We start from the raw sequence: 15,711 nt of genomic DNA, 5'->3' as shown, positions 1-15,711 counted from the left end.
CCGCGCCAGCTCCTCCCAGGCGCCCGCCGGCCGCTCCGCCGGTGCCGCCGGCGCCGCCCGCGCCCGCTCCGCGCCCAGCGCCTCGAGGCGCGCGCGGAGCTCCGCCTCGCGCCGGCGGAGCCGCCCCAGCGGCTCCGCCACCCCTTCGGCGTCGGCCAGCCCCCGCTCTACCAGGGCGAGGAGCGCGCGCTGCCGGCGCGCCAGCTGGCGGAGCTCGCGCTCCAGCGCCTCCGCCTGGGCGGCGTCCGAGGCGCCGGCGGCCTCCTCGTCCAGCCGCCGCAGCTCGCGGGCTAGCGCCGCGGGGTCGGAGAGGCGGGCGACGAGCCACTGCCAGACCGCTTCCTCCAGCGGGTCCGCGCGGACGGCGCGGCCGCAGGCCGCCGGGCGGACCCCCGCCTGGTGGCGGCGGCAGGTGTAGACGCGCTCCACCCGGCCCCAGGAGTGGCGCGGCGACCCGGCCATGGACAGGCCGCAGCGGCCGCAGCGGACCAGGCCGCGCAGCAGGTAGGCGTGCTTGCCCCCGTGCCAGAGGCGGGCCGCGCGAGCCAGCACCGCCTGGGCGCGCTCCCAGCTCTCCTCGCTGACCAGCGCCGGGACCGGCACGGGAATCCACTCCTCGGGCGGGCGGAGGCGGGGTGCGCGCTTCTCGCCGCGCGGCCGGTAGCGGTTGAGCGACATGCCGCGCATGTCGCGCCGGTTGGCGTAGTAGACGCCCTTGTAGACCGGGTTGGCGACGATCTGGCGGATCACCTGGCGGTGCCAGGGCCCCCCGTGGCGGGTGGGGACGCCCTCGCGCGTCAGCGCGCGGGCGATGCCGTTGAGGCCGGCGCGGTAGGCCAGGAGGTCGTCGAAGATGCGGCGGACGACCCGCGCCTCCTCCTCCACCACCACCAGCGTGGAGCGCTCGCGGTCGTAGCGGTAGCCGTAGGGGGCGAAGCCGAAAGGAAGTTTGCCCGAACGGGCTTTCTGGCGCCGCCCGGCCATGGTCCGCTCGCGCACCTTGGCGCGCTCGTACTGGGCGACGGAGCCGGAGACGTTGAACATCAGTTCGCCCTCGGGGCTCTCCTCGTCCCAGCCGCCCTGGACGAAGAGGAGGCGCGCCCGCTGGCGAATCTGTGTTCGCAGGTCGAGCTGGTCGCGCAGCTCGCGGCTGAGCCGGCTGGCGTCCCAACAGAGGACCACATCGTAGCGCCCCTCCTGGACGGCGGCCAGGAGACGGAGGAGGGCGGGCCGGGCCAGGACGGCGCCGGAGACGCCTTCGTCGGCGTACTCGTCCACGGCCTCGGCGCCGATCTCGGCCGCCCGGCGGCGGCACTCCTCGCGCTGGAAGGCGATGCCGTGCCCGTGCTCGGCCTGTTCATCCGTGGAGACGCGGAGGTAGATGGCCGCCCGCATCCGCCGTCCCCCCTCCCCCCTCGCGTCCGCCCGGTCGCGGCACCGCGGCCCCGTCGCCGCCCGGCTCCCCGGCGGCGCGGATCCACTCGGCCAGCAGGCGGAGCGCCTCCTCCCGGGCCCGGCAGGCCTCGGCGCGACCGGCCTCGTCCGGCGGGAGGGCGGGGAGGACCTCCACCTCCGGGCGGTGGCCGGGCCGGCCGGCGGCTCGTCTCGCCACGCGCACGCCCCGGCGAGGAAGGTATGCGCCGGCCCCGGCGGGACGGCCCGCCCCGGGCGGGCGCGGCGATCACTGGCAGGAGTAGTCGGGAGCCTCCTCCGCCAGCTCCAGCTGGAGCGTGGCGTGCTCGATGCCGAAGCGCTCGCGGAGCATGCGCTGGAGGCCGGGGAGGAGGAGGGTCGGGTCGGCTTCCTCGCACAGGCGGACGTGGGCGCTGAGCGCGGGGAAGCCCGGCGCGATGCTCCAGACGTGGAGGTCGTGGACGGCGGCGACGCCCGGGCTCGCGGCCAGCGCGGCCGCGATCTGCTGGTAGGCCAGCTCGCTGGGCGTCCCTTCCATGAGCACGTCGACGCTCTCGCGCAGGAGCCGCCAGGCGCCGCGCAGGATGAGGAGGGCGATGAGGGCGCTGAGCAGCGGGTCCACCGGCCGCCAGCCGGTGCCCAGGATGACCAGCGAGGCCGCCACGGCGCCCAGCGAGCCCAGCAGGTCGCTCAGCACGTGGAGCCAGGCGCCGCGCAGGTTGAGGTTGGGTCCGCCGCCCGCGTCGCGCAGGAGAAGGGCACCCGCCACGTTGGCCGCCAGGCCGGCCAGCGCCACGGCCAGCATCAGCCCGCCGCGCACCGGTGGCGGCGCCAGCCAGCGGTGGTAGGCCTCCACCAGGATGAGGCCGGAGACGACCAGCAGGGCGGCCGCGTTGGCCAGGGCGGCCAGGATCTCCGTCCGCCGGTAGCCGAAGGTCATGCGCGGCGTCGGCGGCCGCCGCGCGATGCGCAGAGCGAAGAGGCTGAGGAGGAGCGCGCCCGCGTCGCCGGCCATGTGGCCCGCGTCGGAGAGGAGGGCGAGGCTGCCGGAGAGGAGCCCGCCGCCCGCCTCCACCGCCGCGAAGAGGAGCGTGATGGCCAGCGCCGCCGCCAGCCGGCGCTCCTGGCTCCTCTCGCCGCTCGCCTCCGTGGCCCCCGCCTCCCTTCGTTCCGGCTCCAGGATAGGCCAGGCCGCACGGGCGCGCCACCGCCGCCCACCGCCCGTGCGAGTCCGCGCGGCCCCCGCGGAGCAACCTAGCTCGGGGGTGGGGCGGGCGATGGCGGTCAGACCGGGCGACTCGCCGCCGGGCCGTGCGCCCGGCGCGCTTCCCGTCTGGGCGCGGCCGGGACGCGGCGACGTGGACGCGCTGGTGGTAGAGCTGGGCTTCCAGGTGGCGCAGGCCGCCATCCCGGTCTTTCTCCTGGCCGAGCTGGGCTTCCCGCGCGGGCTGGCGGTGGCGCGCATGCTGCCCGGGGCGACGCTGGCCTTCGCGGCGGGCGCTCTGGCCATGCTGGCCATGGCGCTGGAGCTGGGTCGCCGCGAGGGGCGCCGGGACATGACGGCGCAGGTCTACGGGAGCAACGTGCCGGGCATGATCGCCTACACGCTCTCCATCCTCCTGCCCGTCTACCGCTCGAGCCACGACGCGCTCCTCGCCTGGAGCGTGGGCGCCGCCGCCACCCTCTGGACGGGCCTGCTCAAGCTGGCCGCCGCCCCCCTGGGCGGGCTGCTGCGGCGCTGGATTCCGCGACCGGCGGTGATGGCGGTCTTCGCCGCCGGCATGTACACCTACCTGGGCATGGCGCTCCTCCTCCGCCTCCTCGACCAGCCGGTGGTCGGCCTGCTGGCGCTGGGCCTGGTCTTCGTCGGCCTCTACGCCGACCTGCCCTTTACACGCTGGCGGATCCCCGGCTTTCTGGTGGTCTGGCTCCTGCCGCTGGCGCTGGCGGTCGTCCTGGGTTACCACCGCCCCGTCTGGCCGGTCGCCCGCCTGACGGCGCCCTGGGTCCTCTCGGCGGCGCCGCTGGAGGCGCTCGGACGCGCCCTTCCCTACTTCTCCGTCATCCTGCCGGTGGCGCTCTACCAGATCGTCCAGGACGTGGCGGCGGTGGAGGCGGCGGACAGCACGGGCGACCGCTACGACGTGCGCTGGACGCTGGCCGCCGACGGCGCGGCCAACGTGCTGGGCGGCCTGGCGGGGACGCCCATCACCTACCTCGTCTACTCGCTCCAGCCGCCCTTCAAGAAGCTGGGCGCGCGCACCGCCTACCAGCTCTGGACGCCGCTCGCCAGCCTGGCGCTGGGCGTGGCCGGCCTCGCCTGGTTCGGCTCGCAGCTCTTCCCCTGGCCGATCCTGGCGGCCATCAGCGCCTGGGTGGCGGTGGAGGTGGGCGAGACGGCGCTCCGCGCCATGGACGCCAAGTACCGGCCGGCGCTCCTCTTCGCCCTCCTGGTGCCGGCCGGCTACCTGGTCACCTCCCAGGTGCAGTCGGCGCTGACCATCCTCCGCCTCAATCCCGAGACGCCGCGAGTGCGGGCGCTCCTGGAGCAGGCGGTCACCTGGCAGGCGGCGCGCGGGCTGGCGGAGGGCTTCCTGCTGGTGGCGCTGGTCGGCGCGGCCGTCGTCGCCCACCTGGTCGACCGCCGCTTCCCGGCGGCGGCCGCCTGGGCGGCGCTGGGCGCCGGGCTCAGCTGGCTCGGCCTGATGCACGCGCCGCGCGTCGGCTGGGGGGCGGCGCCGGGTTACGCCGCCGGCTGGCTGGCGATGGCGCTCCTCCTGCTGGCCGCCCCTCTCTACGCCGGGCGGACGGACGGCGGCGGGCGGCCGGCCGGCGGCGAGCAGGCCGGCGGCCGGGCGGGCGGCGCCTCGGCCGCAGACGGGCGGACGGACGGCGGGCAGGAGAGGGCCGGGCCGCCGCGGAGGAAGCCGCCCGACTTCGCGGCGCCCGCTCCGGGCCGCCGCGGCGGGGCCGGCCAGGGCTAGTCCAGCCCCTCCGCCGCCTCCAACCGGCCGATGAGCGCGTCGAGAAAGGCGGCCGCCGGCGCCCCGTCCAGCGCCCGATGGTCGAAGGTGAGCGAGAGGCGCAGGGTGGGCCGCGCCTCCACGCGGCCTTCGGCGGTCGCCCGCGCCTCGGGTGCGATGCGGCCCACCCCCAGCGTGGCGATCTGGGGCGCGTTCAGGATGGGCGTGAAACTCTCGACGCGGTACATGCCCAGGTTGGTCAGGGTGAAGGTGGCGCCCGTCACCTCGGAGAGGGCGAGCCGCCCCGAGCGGGCGCGCTCCACCAGCCGCGCCCGCTCGGCGGCGATCTCGGGCAGGGAGAGCGAGGCGGCGTCGCGGAGGACGGGGACGATCAGCCCCTCGGGCAGCGCCACGGCCAGGCCCAGGTCGACGCGCTCGGCCAGGCGCAGCTCGTCCTCCACCAGCCAGCCGTTGAGCCGCGGGTGCTCGCGCAGGGTGAGCGCCAGGGCGCGGAGGAGGAGGTCGTCGTAGGCGATCCCCTCGGCCCGTCGGGCCTCGCGGAGCCGCACCAGCGCGGTCGCGTCGGCGCTGGCGTGGAGCGTCAGCTGCGCCGTCTCGGCCAGGCTCCGCTGCATGCGCTGGGCGATGATGCGGCGCATGCCCCGGAGCGGGATGGCGCGGTAGGAAGCCTCCCCCGCGGCGCCTCCCTCCGCCTCCGCCACGTCCCTCGCCCCCTTCCCCTTCCGCCTCACTCCCCGGCGGGCTCGATGCGGCCCAGGAGCTGCCCCGGGCGGACGGCCGTATCCACCGGCGCCTCGATGTGGAGGCGGCCGGCGGCGGGGGCGGTGATCTCGTAGGTCAGCTTCTCCACCGCCAGCTCCGCCAGCACGGCGCCCGCCGGCACCTCGGCGCCCTCCTCATAGAACCAGTTGACCACCACGCCCGCGGCGGCCTCCTCCACGTCCCAGAGGTCCTCGGGCACCCTCACCTCGACGGCGCTCGTGGCGGCACCTCCCCGCTCCTCACGCGACCGCCGAGGCCGCCAGCGTACGGCGTGCGGCGGCGGCGATCCTGGCGGCGTCAGGCAGCGCGAACTGCTCCATGGGCCGGCTGTAGGGGACCGGGATGTCCGGGTAGGCGACTCGCTCGGGCTTGGAGCGGAGGAGCGAGAGGTCGTGCTCAGCCACCGTGGCGATCACCTCGGCGGTGAGGCCGTAGCTCTTGTAGTCCTCGTCCACCACCACCAGGTGGCGCGTCTTGGCCACCGAGCGGAGGATGGCCTCGCGGTCCAGCGGGACCAGCGAGCGCAGGTCCAGCACCTCCGCCTCGATCCCCTCGCGGGCCAGCTCCTCGGCCGCCTCCAGCGCGCGGTGGACCATCAGCCCCACCGCCACCAGCGTCACGTCGCGCCCCTCCCGGCGGACGGCCGCCTCGCCGATGGGCACCGTGTAGGCCTCCTCCGGCACGGGCGTCTGCGCGCCGCGCGCCGAGGGCATCCAGACCAGCCCCATCAGCCCCTTGTGGAACATGTAGACGACGGGGCTCTCGTCGCGGATGGCGGCGATCATCAGGCCCTTGGCGTCGTAGGCGTTGGAGGGGACGACCACCTTCATGCCGGGCAGGTGGGCGAAGGTGGCGTAGAGGTTCTGCGAGTGCTGGCCCGCGTCGCTGTAGCCGCCGCCCGTGGCGGTCATGAGCACCATGGGCACGTGCACGCGGCCGCCCGAGAAGTAGATGTTCTTCGCCATGGAGTTGTAGATCTGGTCCATGGCCACGCCGAAGAAGTCGACGAACATCAGCTCGGTGACGGGACGCATGCCGGACATGGCGGCCCCCACCGCGGCGCCGATGAAGCCGGTCTCGCTGATGGGGGTGTCGCGCACCCGCTCCGGTCCGAAGCGCTCCAAGAGCCCCTGCGTGGCGCCGAAGATGCCGCCGTACTTGCCCACGTCCTCGCCCATCACGAAGACGGTCGGATCCCGCTCCATCTCCTGCGCGATCGCCTCGGCGATGGCGCGCGCCATGGTCAGCTGACGGGTCGACACGGGGGTCCCTCCTCTCCTCTCAGGCGAAGACGTGCTCCAGCGCCTCCTCGGGCGCGGGATAGGGGCTCTCGCGCGCGAAGGCGAAGGCCTCCTCCACCTCGGCGCGGGCCTGCTCCACCAGGCGGCGGTCGGCTTCCTCGTCGAGGACGCCCTGGCGGAAGAGGTGGTCGCGCATCCGGACGATGGGGTCCCTGGCGCGCAGCCGCTCCACCTCGTCGCCCGGGCGGTAGACCTGCGGGTCGCCCTCGAAGTGGCCGTAGTAGCGGTAGGTCTCGATCTCCAGGAGCGTCGGTCCCCCGCCCTGCCGGGCCCGCTCCACCGCCTCGCCGGCGGCCGCGAAGACGGCCAGCGTGTCGTTGTCGGCGACGTGGACGCCGGGGATGCCGTAGGCCGAGGCGCGGTCGCTGTTGCGCGGCACGGCGGTGGAGGCTTCCTTGGCCACGGAGATGGCCCAGGCGTTGTCCTCGACGACGAAGAGGACCGGCAGCCTCCAGAGGGCGGCCAGGTTGAGCGCCTCGTGGAAGGCGCCCTGGTTGGCGCCGCCCTCGCCGGTGTAGGCCACCGCCACCCAGTCCTTCCCCTGCATCTTGGCCGCCAGCGCGGCGCCCACCGCCGGCGGCAGCCCCTGGCCGATGATGCCGCTGCAGCTGAAGTGGACGTCCGGGTCGAAGAGGTGCATGTGGCCGCCGCGGCCGCCCGAGAGGCCGGTCGCCTTGCCGAAGATCTCGGCCGTCATCCGCTTGAGGTCGACGCCCTTGGCGATGGCCACGTGGTGGGGCCGGTGCGTGGCGGTCACCGTGTCCTCCGGGCGCAGGTGGGCGCAGACGCCGACGGCGCAGGGCTCCTGGCCGGCGGCCAAGTGGAGCTCGCCCGGAAGCGGCCCCGCCGAGATGTCGAAGCGCGGGCTCTTCCCCTCGCTGTAGGCCTCGGCCAGGCGGTCCTCGTAGGTGCGGATCTTGACCATGGTGGAGTACATCCAGAGGAGCTGTTCGCGCGAGGGTTGGCCTGTAGACATGCGGCACTCCCCCCTTCTCCGGGAGGTGGACTTCCTCCCGCAAAAGGGGGTTTCGTCATGCGGAGGAAGCTTTCCTACCCGCGGGGAGGGGCGGGGCGGTCCCCGCCTCCGCCGCGGGGCCGGGGTGGGGCGCGCTCAGCGGTTCCGCCAGCGCGGCTCCCTCCTCTCGTTGAAGGCCGCCACCCCTTCGCGGCGGTCCTCGGTGCCGACGATGGCCTCGTAGGCGGCCAGGTCCAGGGCGTAGCCCGTGTCGAAGTCGACCTCCGCGCCGCGGCTGATGGCGGCCTTGGCCAGGCGGACGGGGATGGGCGCGCTCCGCACGATCTCCCCGGCCACCTCCAGCGCCGCCTCCAACGCCCGGCCGGCGGGGACGACGCGGTTGACCAGACCCCAGGCGAGCGCCTCCCGGGCGTCGATCATGCGGCCGGTGTAGATCAGCTCCTTGGCGCGGCGGACGCCCACCGCGCGCGGCAGGTTCTGCAGCCCGCCCCCGCCGGGCAGGATGCCGCGGCGGAGCTCGGTCAACCCGAAGCGGGCGCTCTCCGAGGCGAGGATGAAGTCGGCCATCAGCGCCAGCTCCAGGCCGCCGGCCAAGGCGTACCCCTCCACCGCCGCGATCACCGGCAGCGGGAAGTGGCGCACCTCCAGGAACATCCGCTCCACCAGCCGGTGCTGGGCGCGCCAGGCGTCGTCGCTCATGCCGTGGCGCTCCTTCAGGTCGGCGCCGGTGCAGAAGGCGCGTCCGCCCGCCCCCGTCAGAAGCACCACCCGCAGCTCCGGCTCGCCGCCCCACTCGCGGAAGAGCTGCTCCAGCTCGAGCATCATGCGGGTGTTGAAGGCGTTCATCACCTCGGGGCGGTGGAGCGTCACCACCCCGACCTCGCCCCGCTCGCCGCGCCGCTCCACGACGAGCGTCTCGAAGCGGCGGTCGCCCGCCGCACCCTCCCTCGTCTCCGTCTGGGGAACCTCCTTTCTCCGGCTCTACGGCTCCCCCGCCAGGGCGGCCCAGGTTCCCCGGCGCACCTCGCGGAAGAGGCCGCCCCGCGGCAGGTGGGCGGGGAGCGGGTGGCCGACCACTTCCTCCGCCAGCCGGGAGAGCTCGACGAGCCGCTCCAGGTCGAGCCCCGTGGCCACGCCCATCTCCTCGCAGAGGAAGGCGAAGTCCTCGGTGACCAAGTTGCCGGCGGCGCCCTTCACCGCGGCGAAGGGGCAGCCGCCGAGCCCGCCCACGGCCGCCTCGAACTCCCGCACCCCCTCCAGGAGCGCCGCGTAGGCGTTGGCCAGCCCCAGCCCCCGCGTGTCGTGGAGGTGGAGGGCGAGGCGGACGCCGGGCCAGCGCTCGCGGATCGCGGCGACGGTCCGCCGCATCTGCTCGGGGTTGGCCCAGCCCATGGTGTCGGCCAGCTTGATGCGCCGGAGGCGCTCACCGTGCTCGTCGAGCAGCCGCTCCGCCCGCCCGATCAGCCCCAGCACCCGCTCCAGCGGCACGTGCCCCTCGAAGTTGCAGCCGAAGGCGGCCATCACGTCCACCTCGTCGACCGCGAGGCCGTGCGCCTGGTAGGCGCGGATCCAGTCGGGGAGGGCCGCGAAAGTCTCCTCGATGCCGCGGTTGGTGTTCCGGCGGGAGAAGGTGTCGCTGGCGGTCAGCATCAGGACGCCGTCGACGGTCGCGCCGGCCGCCAGGGCGCGCTCGAGCCCCCTCGCGTTGAGGAAGAGGCCGCGGTAGGCGACGCCGGGCTTCCTGCGGATGCGCGCCATCACCTCCTCGGCGTCGGCCATCTGCGGCACCCAGCGCGGATGGACGAAGGAGGTGACCTCGATGCTCCGGAAGCCCGCCTCGCTCAGGGCGTCGACGAAGGCCACCTTCCGCTCGGTGGGGACGGGCTCGTCCTCGATCTGGAAGCCCTCGCGCGGCCCGACCTCGTAGATCTCGACGCTCTCGGGGAGTGCCATCGCGCCCCTCCCACCGTCGCCCGCGGCGAGCCGGATGTGGGCGTCGCTTTCGCCGGGCGAGGGGGAGTTCCTGCGGCGGCCGGGGAGTTCGTCCGCTTATCATGGAGGCGACCTTAGGGAAGAGGAGGCCCCCGCCCCATGAAGGCGATCCGCGTGCACAGCTTCGGAGGTCCCGACGTCCTCCGCCTGGAGGACGTACCCGAGCCGCGGCCGTCCGCCGGCCAGGTGCGGGTCCGCCTGCGCGCCGCCGGCGTCAACCCCGTGGAGACGTACATCCGCGCCGGCCAGTACGGCCGCCTGCCCACCCTGCCCTACACGCCGGGATTCGACGGCGCGGGCGTGGTGGAGGAAGTGGGCGAGGGCGTCACCCGCTTCGCCCCCGGCGACCGCGTCTACGTCGCCAGCAAGCGCCTTCCCGAGGGCGCCGCCACCTACGCCGAGGCGACGGTGGTCGACCAGGGGGAGGTCTGGCCGCTCCCCGACGGCGTCGACTTCGCCCAGGGCGCGGCCGTGGGCATCCCCTGCGCCACCGCCTTCCGCGCGCTCCACTTCGTGGGTCGCGCCGAGCCCGGCGACTGGGTGCTGGTGCACGGCGCCAGCGGCGGCGTCGGCACCGCGGCGGTGCAGCTGGCCAAGGGCGTCGGCCTGCACGTGGTGGCCACCGCCGGCAGCGAGGCGGGACGCGAGCTGGCCCTCTCGCTGGGCGCCGACGTGGCGCTGCCCCACGAGGCGACCGAGGAAGCGCGCCTCGAGACGGGCGGGCGCGGCTTCGACGTGATCCTGGAGCTGGCCGCGCACGCCAACCTGGGCCGCGACTTGGCGCTCCTGGCGCCGGGCGGCCGGGTGGTGGTGGTCGGCTCGCGCGGCCCGGTGGAGATCAACCCGCGCGAGCTGATGAACGCCGGCGGCGCCATCACCGCGCTCAGCCACTTCTACACGCCCGACGAGGAGTACCGGCGCATCCACGAGGCGCTGGTGGCGGCACTGCGCAGCGGCGTGCTCCGGCCGGCGGTGGGCCGGCGCCTGCCGCTGGCCCAGGCGGCGCGGGCCCACGAGGCGGTGCTGGAGCCGGGCGCCGTAGGCAAGGTGGTGCTGGAGATCGCGTGAACCGGCGGGACGGCGGCCGGCGCCTGCCGGTGGCCGCCTGGACTTCCTCACGTCGGAACGGGAGCCGGCCGGGGCGAGGTCGTAGCGCAGGCTAGGGCAGGCGCCGGTCCATCCTCTCCAGCCACACATCCATCAGCCGGGCGTGGGCTTCCAGGCGCGAGTAGATCGCCTTGGCCAACGCCTCGTTGTACGTGTGCACGGTCAGGTTGCGGTCGTCGGCCAGCGTGAGGGCTTCACGGGCCTCCTCCGAGGTGAGGAGCCCCACTTCCCGGCAGGCGCGGACGACTCCCTTGGGGGAGGCCACCTCGAGGCCCTCGACTTCATGCAGGAAGTGCATCGCTGCCTTCCAGGTCGCCTCGAAGGTGTACTCGAAGCGCTGGATCGCCGCGTCGCGCTCCAGCGGCTGCGGCTCCTCCCGGCCGATGACCTCCCGGAGGGTTCCCAGCGCTCGGATGGCGGTCTGAATGCGACTCTTCAAGCGTGAACCGGCCCCTGCGAGGTCGTCCATTCGACCGCCTCCTCGGTCACCCGCGAGCGAAAGGCCGGGTCGCACTCGGCGAGATCGACCAGGTCCACGCGGAAGGGGATCGTCGACTCCTCCAAAACCTCTCGAAGCTCGGCGAGGCATCCGGGTGGCAGGGGGGAGTCGTGGTCGACGGCGATGTCGATGTCCGAGGCCGCCCGCTCCTCTCCGCGCGCCCAGGAACCGAAGAGGAAGACACGAGCCCCGGTGCCGCGGAGGTGCTGCAGGACCAAGGCTCGAACCTCCTCCAGCGTCCGCTGGCGAAGCGCAGGGCGGATCGTCTCCGCTGCCAAGGCTGGTCTCCTCCCCCTTTCTGCACCGTCTCCAGGCACCGCTAGTATCGCACGACCCGGCCGACCCCCGCGGTCGTGGCCTTCCACGCCTTCACCCCAGCCCCGCCGCGCGCGCCAGCTGGCCCAGCAGCCAGCCGGCCGCGGGCGCCAGGAAGTCCCCCACCCGGCGCGTCGCCACGAGCAGCAGGAGCAGGAGTCCCCCCATCTGTTGGATCTGCGCGCTCCGCTCCCGGGAGAGCCCCGCGAGGCCGAAGAGGAGGTGCGAGCCGTCCAGCGGCGGCACGGGGAGCAGGTTGAAGACGGCCAGGTAGACGTTGACGGCGGCCACCGTCCAGAGCGCCGAGGCGCCGCTCGCCCCTAGCCCTGGAAGCGCCCGAAGGGCCAGGAGCGCCGCGAAGGCGAGCCCCAGGTTGGCCAGCGGGCCGGCGGCGGTGACGAGCACGTCGTCGCGCCGGGGCGAGCGGAGGTTGGCGGGCTCCACGGGCGTCGGCCGCGCCCAGCCGAAGCCGAAGAGGAGGAGCAGGACCGTCCCCAGGGGGTCGAGGTGGGCGAGCGGGTTGAGCGTCAGCCGGCCCGCCAGGCGGGCCGTGGGGTCGCCGAGGCGGTCGGCCGTCCAGGCGTGGGCCAGCTCGTGCAAGACGAGGCCGAGCAGGAGGCCCGGCGTGGCCAGGAGCATGGCCTGCCACCCGATTCCGCCCAGCATCGGCGCGCCCTCCTCTCTCCGCGCTGCGCTTCGCCCCGGCCGGTGCGGTTCCTCCCGGGCGGCCGCCGCGCGCGCCCGGGAGCCGGCTTATCAGGCTCTTGGCTTGGCCCGGGCCATGGCATACGCTGATGGAGCGACTTCGACCGAGAGAGGCGGTGCCCGGCCGTGCGCGTCCTGCTGGCGGCCATGGCGCTGGAACTGGGCGGGGCCGAGACGCACGTGGTCGGCCTGGCGCAGGCGCTCAAGCGCAGGGGGGTCGAGGTCGAGGTCGCTTCCTCGGGCGGGACGCTGGCCGGGGAGCTGGAGCGGGCCGGCATCGCCCATTACGTCCTGCCGCTGGACCGGCGGAGCCCCCTCGCCCTCGCCGCCTCCGTCGCCGGGCTGCGCACGCTCCTCGCCCGCGGCGGCTACGACGTGGTCCACACCCATGCCCGCATTCCGGCCTGGGCGGCCGAGCAGGCGCGGCGCGGCCTGGGCGGGCCGGGCCTGCCCGTGGCGCTGGTCACCACCTACCACGGCCTCTACGCGGACGGCTGGTTCTGGCGCCGCTTCACCGTCTGGGGCGAGGCGGTCATCGCCGTCAGCGAGGACGTGCGGGAGCATCTCCTCGACCGCCTGGGGGCGCCGCCGGACAGGCTCCGCGTCATCCCCAACGGCATCGACCTGGAGCGCTTCCCCTGGAGCGAGCCGCCGGGGACGGCCGGGAGCGCCGAGGGCGGGGAGGGGCCGGGTGCGGCCGCCCAGGCGGAGGCGCCCGCGACGGCGGCGGGCGGCGCGCCGCGGCCCTGCGTCCTCCACGTCAGCCGCCTGAGCGAGTTCGCCGAGACGGCGCTGGCCCTGGCCGAGGCGGCGCCGGCGCTGGCCGCCCGGCACCCGGGCCTCCGCCTGCGCATCGCCGGCTCGGGCAGCCGCCTGGCCGAGGTGCGGCGGGCCGCCGAGCGCGCCAACCGCCGCTCGGGGGCGCCCGTGGTGGAGGTGCTGGGCGCCCGGCGCGACATCCCCGAGCTGCTGGCCGGCGCCTGGGTGGTGGTGGCCGTGGCGCGCGCGGCGCTGGAGGCCATGGCCGTCGGGCGGCCGGTCGTCCTCTCCGGCCAGGGCGGCTACGGCGGTCTCCTGGAGCCCTCGAGCCTCCCCCGCTTCGAGCCGCGCAACTTCACCGCCCGTGGCTGCGGGCGGCCGGTCGAGCCGGCGCTCCTGGAGCGGGAGATCGACCGCCTCCTGGGCGACGCGCGGCTGCGCCGCGAGCTGGGCCGCTTCGGCCGGCAGGTGGTGGAGGAACGCTACTCGCTGGAGAGCGTCGCCCGCCGTACCGAGGAAGTCTACCGCGAGGCGCTCCGCACCCTCGCCCTGCGCCGGGCGCGCCAGCGGGGCGCCGGCGCCAAGGAGGCCGGACCGTGGAAACCCACGATGTGATCGTCGTCAGCACGCCCTACCTGCCCGGCCACCGCGTCGAGCGGACACTCGGCCTCACCTGGGGCCTGGTGGTCCGCAGCCGCGGCGTCGGCTACCAGCTGACGGCCTTCTTCCGCTCGCTCTTCGGCGGCGAGATCCCCGAGTACACCGACATGCTCAACAACGCGCGCATGCACGCCGTGGAGCGCCTCAAGCAGCACGCCCGGAGCCTGGGCGCCAACGCCGTCCTGGGCGCCGCCTTCGACTCCTCGGAGCTGGCCACCAACATGACCGAGGTGCTGGCCTACGGCACCGCCGTGGTGGTGGCGCCGGAGGCGGAGGAGACGTCGCCCGTCCGCCTGGCCTGAGCGGCGGCGCGCTTCGCGCGGCGCGGAGGGATTGCGACAGCCTGGGGCGAAAGAGGGCGAAATCCCTTTTGGGGCCGCGTCCGGCAGCGACCGGGCCCGGCAGCCGATGGCCCCGCGGAGGTGTCGCCATGTCCTTCCTGTTGCCCGAGAGCCCCCCGTCCCCTGCCGGCCCCGCCGGCGCGGCCGCCCGCCGCCCCGGCGACGGCCTGCGCCGGCGGGGGCGTGCCGCCGGAGCCGCGGCGCTCCTCCTGGCCGCCAGCCTCCTCGCGGCCGCCTGCGGCGGCGGGGGCGGCGGAGGAGGCTCAACCGCCTCCGGTACGCCCGCCGGCACGCGCAGCGACACGCTCATCTACGCCATGGACACGTCCGACGCCGTCTCCCTCGACCCGGCCGTCGCCTACGAGAGCACCTCCGTCTTCGTCGCCCACCAGGCCTACAGCACGCTGGTCACCTTCCGCGGCAGCGACCTGACCAAGCCGGTGGGCGACCTGGCCGAGAGCTGGCAGGTCTCGTCCGACGGGAAGGTGTGGACCTTCCACCTGAAGAGCGGCCTCCGCTTCGCCAACGGCGACCCGCTGACCGCCGGCGACGTCGCCTACTCCTTCGACCGCGCCGTCCAGCTCAACCAGGGGCCCGCCTGGCTCCTCACCCAGTTCGGTATCGCCAAGGGGAGCACGGTGGCCACCGACGACCGCACCGTCCAGATCCACCTGGCGCATGCGGTCAGCCCCAACATCTTCCTCTCGGTGCTCACCTTCCCGGTGGCCGCCGTCGTCAACCCGCGCGAGGTCCAGGCGCACGAGAAGAACGGCGACATGGGCCAGGCCTGGCTGAACGGCCACTCGGCCGGCAGCGGCCCCTACGTCCTGACCGGCTGGCAGCGCGAGGCGCAGATCACGCTGGAGGCCAACCCCAACTACTACGGTGAGAAGCCGGCCATGAAGACGGTCCTCATCAAGCACATGCCCGAGACGACCAACCAGCTGACCGCCCTCCAGCGCGGCGACATCGACATCGCCCACAACCTGAGCCCGGACCAGCTGCGCTCGCTGCAGGGCGCCCAGGACGTCCAGGTGGTGGACGGCCTCAACTTGGGCCTGGTCTACCTGGGCATGAACGCCGGCATGGCCCCCTTCGACAAGAAGGAAGTCCGGCAGGCGGTCCGCTACGCCATCGACTACGAGGGGCTGATCCAGGAGATCGTCCAGGGCCACGCCATCCCGGTGCAGGGCATCGAGCCCAGCGGCATCCCCGGCTTCGACCCCGAGCGGCCGTACGCCTACGACCCGGCCAAGGCGAAAGAGCTCCTCCGCGCCGCCGGCGCGAGTGACGTGACCGTCGACCTGCTGGCGCCCACCGGACCCGATCCCACCGGCGCCGACTACGGCGACATCGCCGCCAAGGTGAAGAACGACCTGGAGCAGGTGGGCATCCACGTCAACGTGCAGCAGATGACGCAGGCCGCGCTCCTGGCCAAGTACCGCGCCCAGGAGGCGCAGATGGTGCTGATGGGCTGGTTCCCGGACTATCCGGACCCCGACGCCAACGCCCAGGCCATGGGTGTCTACGAGAACAAAGAGCTGGCCTACCGGCTGCGCTACAAGAACGACCAGGTGGCGGCGCTGGTCCGGCAGGCGGCCGCCGAGAGCGACGCCGCCCGGCGCGAGGCGCTCTACCGCCAGATCAACCAGATGATGATGGAGGACGGGCCCTTCGCCGTCCTCTACCAGCCCAAGAAGTCGGTGGCCATGCGCGCGGACATCGAGGGATACGCCTACAACCCGCAGTGGACGGTCGACCTGGCCGCCATCCGCAGGAAGTGAGCGGCGGGGATGGCGCTGGCGCGCTTCGTGGCACGGCGGCTGGCCCTGACGGTGCTGGTGCTCTTCGGGGTCTCGGTGATCACCTTCTTCCTGTCGCACGTGGTCCCCGTCGA

The 15,711-nt window shown here is 74.7% G+C and carries 17 protein-coding genes; 5 read left to right on the top strand and 12 right to left on the bottom strand.

Annotation, left to right across the window (positions count from 1 at the left end):
• From K6U79_07950 to K6U79_07940, 3 genes are all read right to left on the bottom strand, one after another.
• Positions 1-1,395 (bottom strand): recombinase family protein (locus tag K6U79_07950; protein ID MCL6522286.1); only part of this gene is annotated, 1,395 nt, incomplete at its 3' end.
• Positions 1,358-1,612, bottom strand: a complete 255-nt coding sequence (locus K6U79_07945; GenBank protein MCL6522285.1) for a hypothetical protein — start codon at positions 1,610-1,612, stop codon at positions 1,358-1,360. The genes K6U79_07950 and K6U79_07945, both read right to left, overlap by 38 nt.
• 69 nt (positions 1,613-1,681) lie before the next feature.
• Positions 1,682-2,821: a cation diffusion facilitator family transporter gene (locus tag K6U79_07940; GenBank protein ID MCL6522284.1), complete on the bottom strand. Its 1,140-nt coding sequence runs from the start codon at positions 2,819-2,821 to the stop codon at positions 1,682-1,684.
• Here K6U79_07940 and K6U79_07935 point away from each other — a divergent pair.
• Positions 2,772-4,397 (top strand): hypothetical protein, encoded by a 1,626-nt coding sequence (locus K6U79_07935; protein ID MCL6522283.1) that lies wholly within the window; start codon positions 2,772-2,774, stop codon positions 4,395-4,397. The genes K6U79_07940 and K6U79_07935 overlap by 50 nt on opposite strands.
• On the opposite strand, the gene K6U79_07930 is transcribed toward K6U79_07935, so the two are convergent.
• The 6 genes from K6U79_07930 to K6U79_07905 form a co-directional block, all read right to left on the bottom strand.
• The gene (locus K6U79_07930) at positions 4,394-5,035 is read right to left on the bottom strand and encodes a 2-oxo acid dehydrogenase subunit E2 (protein MCL6522282.1); all 642 of its coding nucleotides are present in this window, start codon (positions 5,033-5,035) and stop codon (positions 4,394-4,396) included. The two genes, K6U79_07935 and K6U79_07930, sit on opposite strands and share 4 nt — an antisense overlap.
• A gap of 89 nt (positions 5,036-5,124) precedes the next feature.
• Entirely contained in the window at positions 5,125-5,460 is a 336-nt protein-coding gene (locus K6U79_07925; protein MCL6522281.1) for a hypothetical protein, read from the bottom strand.
• A complete protein-coding gene (locus K6U79_07920) occupies positions 5,399-6,400 on the bottom strand; it encodes an alpha-ketoacid dehydrogenase subunit beta (protein ID MCL6522280.1) in 1,002 nt (333 codons plus the stop codon). The genes K6U79_07925 and K6U79_07920 overlap by 62 nt, the downstream gene beginning before the upstream one ends.
• 40 nt (positions 6,401-6,440) lie before the next feature.
• Positions 6,441-7,436 carry a thiamine pyrophosphate-dependent dehydrogenase E1 component subunit alpha gene (locus K6U79_07915; GenBank protein MCL6522279.1) on the bottom strand — a complete coding sequence of 332 codons (996 nt, stop codon included), beginning with the start codon at positions 7,434-7,436 and terminating at the stop codon, positions 6,441-6,443.
• A gap of 135 nt (positions 7,437-7,571) precedes the next feature.
• The gene (locus K6U79_07910; protein MCL6522278.1) at positions 7,572-8,282 is read right to left on the bottom strand and encodes an enoyl-CoA hydratase/isomerase family protein; all 711 of its coding nucleotides are present in this window, start codon (positions 8,280-8,282) and stop codon (positions 7,572-7,574) included.
• A gap of 135 nt (positions 8,283-8,417) precedes the next feature.
• Positions 8,418-9,389: a hydroxymethylglutaryl-CoA lyase gene (locus K6U79_07905; protein ID MCL6522277.1), complete on the bottom strand. Its 972-nt coding sequence runs from the start codon at positions 9,387-9,389 to the stop codon at positions 8,418-8,420.
• A 138-nt stretch (positions 9,390-9,527) separates the two neighbouring features.
• Between K6U79_07905 and K6U79_07900 the strand changes: the two genes are divergently transcribed.
• On the top strand, positions 9,528-10,496 hold the full coding sequence (locus K6U79_07900; GenBank protein ID MCL6522276.1) for an NADPH:quinone reductase: 969 nt from the start codon (positions 9,528-9,530) through the stop codon (positions 10,494-10,496).
• Positions 10,497-10,587: 91 nt separating this feature from the next.
• Here K6U79_07900 and K6U79_07895 read toward each other — a convergent pair whose 3' ends face one another.
• From K6U79_07895 to K6U79_07885, 3 genes are all read right to left on the bottom strand, one after another.
• On the bottom strand, positions 10,588-11,004 hold the full coding sequence (locus tag K6U79_07895) for a nucleotidyltransferase substrate binding protein (protein ID MCL6522275.1): 417 nt from the start codon (positions 11,002-11,004) through the stop codon (positions 10,588-10,590).
• Entirely contained in the window at positions 10,971-11,270 is a 300-nt protein-coding gene (locus K6U79_07890) for a nucleotidyltransferase domain-containing protein (protein MCL6522274.1), read from the bottom strand. Before K6U79_07890 ends, K6U79_07895 begins: the two co-directional genes overlap by 34 nt.
• 133 nt (positions 11,271-11,403) lie before the next feature.
• Complete coding sequence (locus K6U79_07885) at positions 11,404-12,015, bottom strand: site-2 protease family protein (GenBank protein MCL6522273.1); 612 nt, start codon at positions 12,013-12,015, stop codon at positions 11,404-11,406.
• A gap of 165 nt (positions 12,016-12,180) precedes the next feature.
• On the opposite strand from K6U79_07885, the gene K6U79_07880 reads away from it, so the two are divergent.
• The 3 genes from K6U79_07880 to K6U79_07870 all read left to right on the top strand — a co-directional run bounded on the left by K6U79_07880 (position 12,181) and on the right by K6U79_07870 (position 15,598).
• Entirely contained in the window at positions 12,181-13,428 is a 1,248-nt protein-coding gene (locus tag K6U79_07880; GenBank protein MCL6522272.1) for a glycosyltransferase, read from the top strand.
• Positions 13,425-13,775 carry a heavy metal-binding domain-containing protein gene (locus tag K6U79_07875; protein ID MCL6522271.1) on the top strand — a complete coding sequence of 117 codons (351 nt, stop codon included), beginning with the start codon at positions 13,425-13,427 and terminating at the stop codon, positions 13,773-13,775. The genes K6U79_07880 and K6U79_07875 overlap by 4 nt, the downstream gene beginning before the upstream one ends.
• A gap of 128 nt (positions 13,776-13,903) precedes the next feature.
• Positions 13,904-15,598 (top strand): ABC transporter substrate-binding protein, encoded by a 1,695-nt coding sequence (locus tag K6U79_07870; protein ID MCL6522270.1) that lies wholly within the window; start codon positions 13,904-13,906, stop codon positions 15,596-15,598.
• The last annotated feature ends 113 nt before the right edge of the window (positions 15,599-15,711 follow it).

Source organism: Bacillota bacterium (assembly GCA_023511835.1).
Classification (GTDB): Bacteria; Bacillota; Sulfobacillia; order JAIMAT01; family JAIMAT01; genus JAIMAT01.
Note: the sequence above shows the minus strand (reverse complement) of the source record. Positions and strands in the feature narration are given on the sequence as shown.

Coding starts and splice junctions, on each gene's coding strand:
- K6U79_07895 (MCL6522275.1), bottom strand. CDS start 11,004: ATGGACGACCTCGCAGGGGCCGGTTCACGCTTGAAGAGTCGCATTCAG.
- K6U79_07905 (MCL6522277.1), bottom strand. CDS start 9,389: ATGGCACTCCCCGAGAGCGTCGAGATCTACGAGGTCGGGCCGCGCGAG.
- K6U79_07870 (MCL6522270.1), top strand. CDS start 13,904: ATGTCCTTCCTGTTGCCCGAGAGCCCCCCGTCCCCTGCCGGCCCCGCC.
- K6U79_07900 (MCL6522276.1), top strand. CDS start 9,528: ATGAAGGCGATCCGCGTGCACAGCTTCGGAGGTCCCGACGTCCTCCGC.
- K6U79_07930 (MCL6522282.1), bottom strand. CDS start 5,035: ATGCGCCGCATCATCGCCCAGCGCATGCAGCGGAGCCTGGCCGAGACG.
- K6U79_07920 (MCL6522280.1), bottom strand. CDS start 6,400: ATGGCGCGCGCCATCGCCGAGGCGATCGCGCAGGAGATGGAGCGGGAT.
- K6U79_07885 (MCL6522273.1), bottom strand. CDS start 12,015: ATGCTGGGCGGAATCGGGTGGCAGGCCATGCTCCTGGCCACGCCGGGC.
- K6U79_07910 (MCL6522278.1), bottom strand. CDS start 8,282: ATGAACGCCTTCAACACCCGCATGATGCTCGAGCTGGAGCAGCTCTTC.
- K6U79_07915 (MCL6522279.1), bottom strand. CDS start 7,436: ATGTCTACAGGCCAACCCTCGCGCGAACAGCTCCTCTGGATGTACTCC.
- K6U79_07940 (MCL6522284.1), bottom strand. CDS start 2,821: ATGGCGGCCTGCGCCACCTGGAAGCCCAGCTCTACCACCAGCGCGTCC.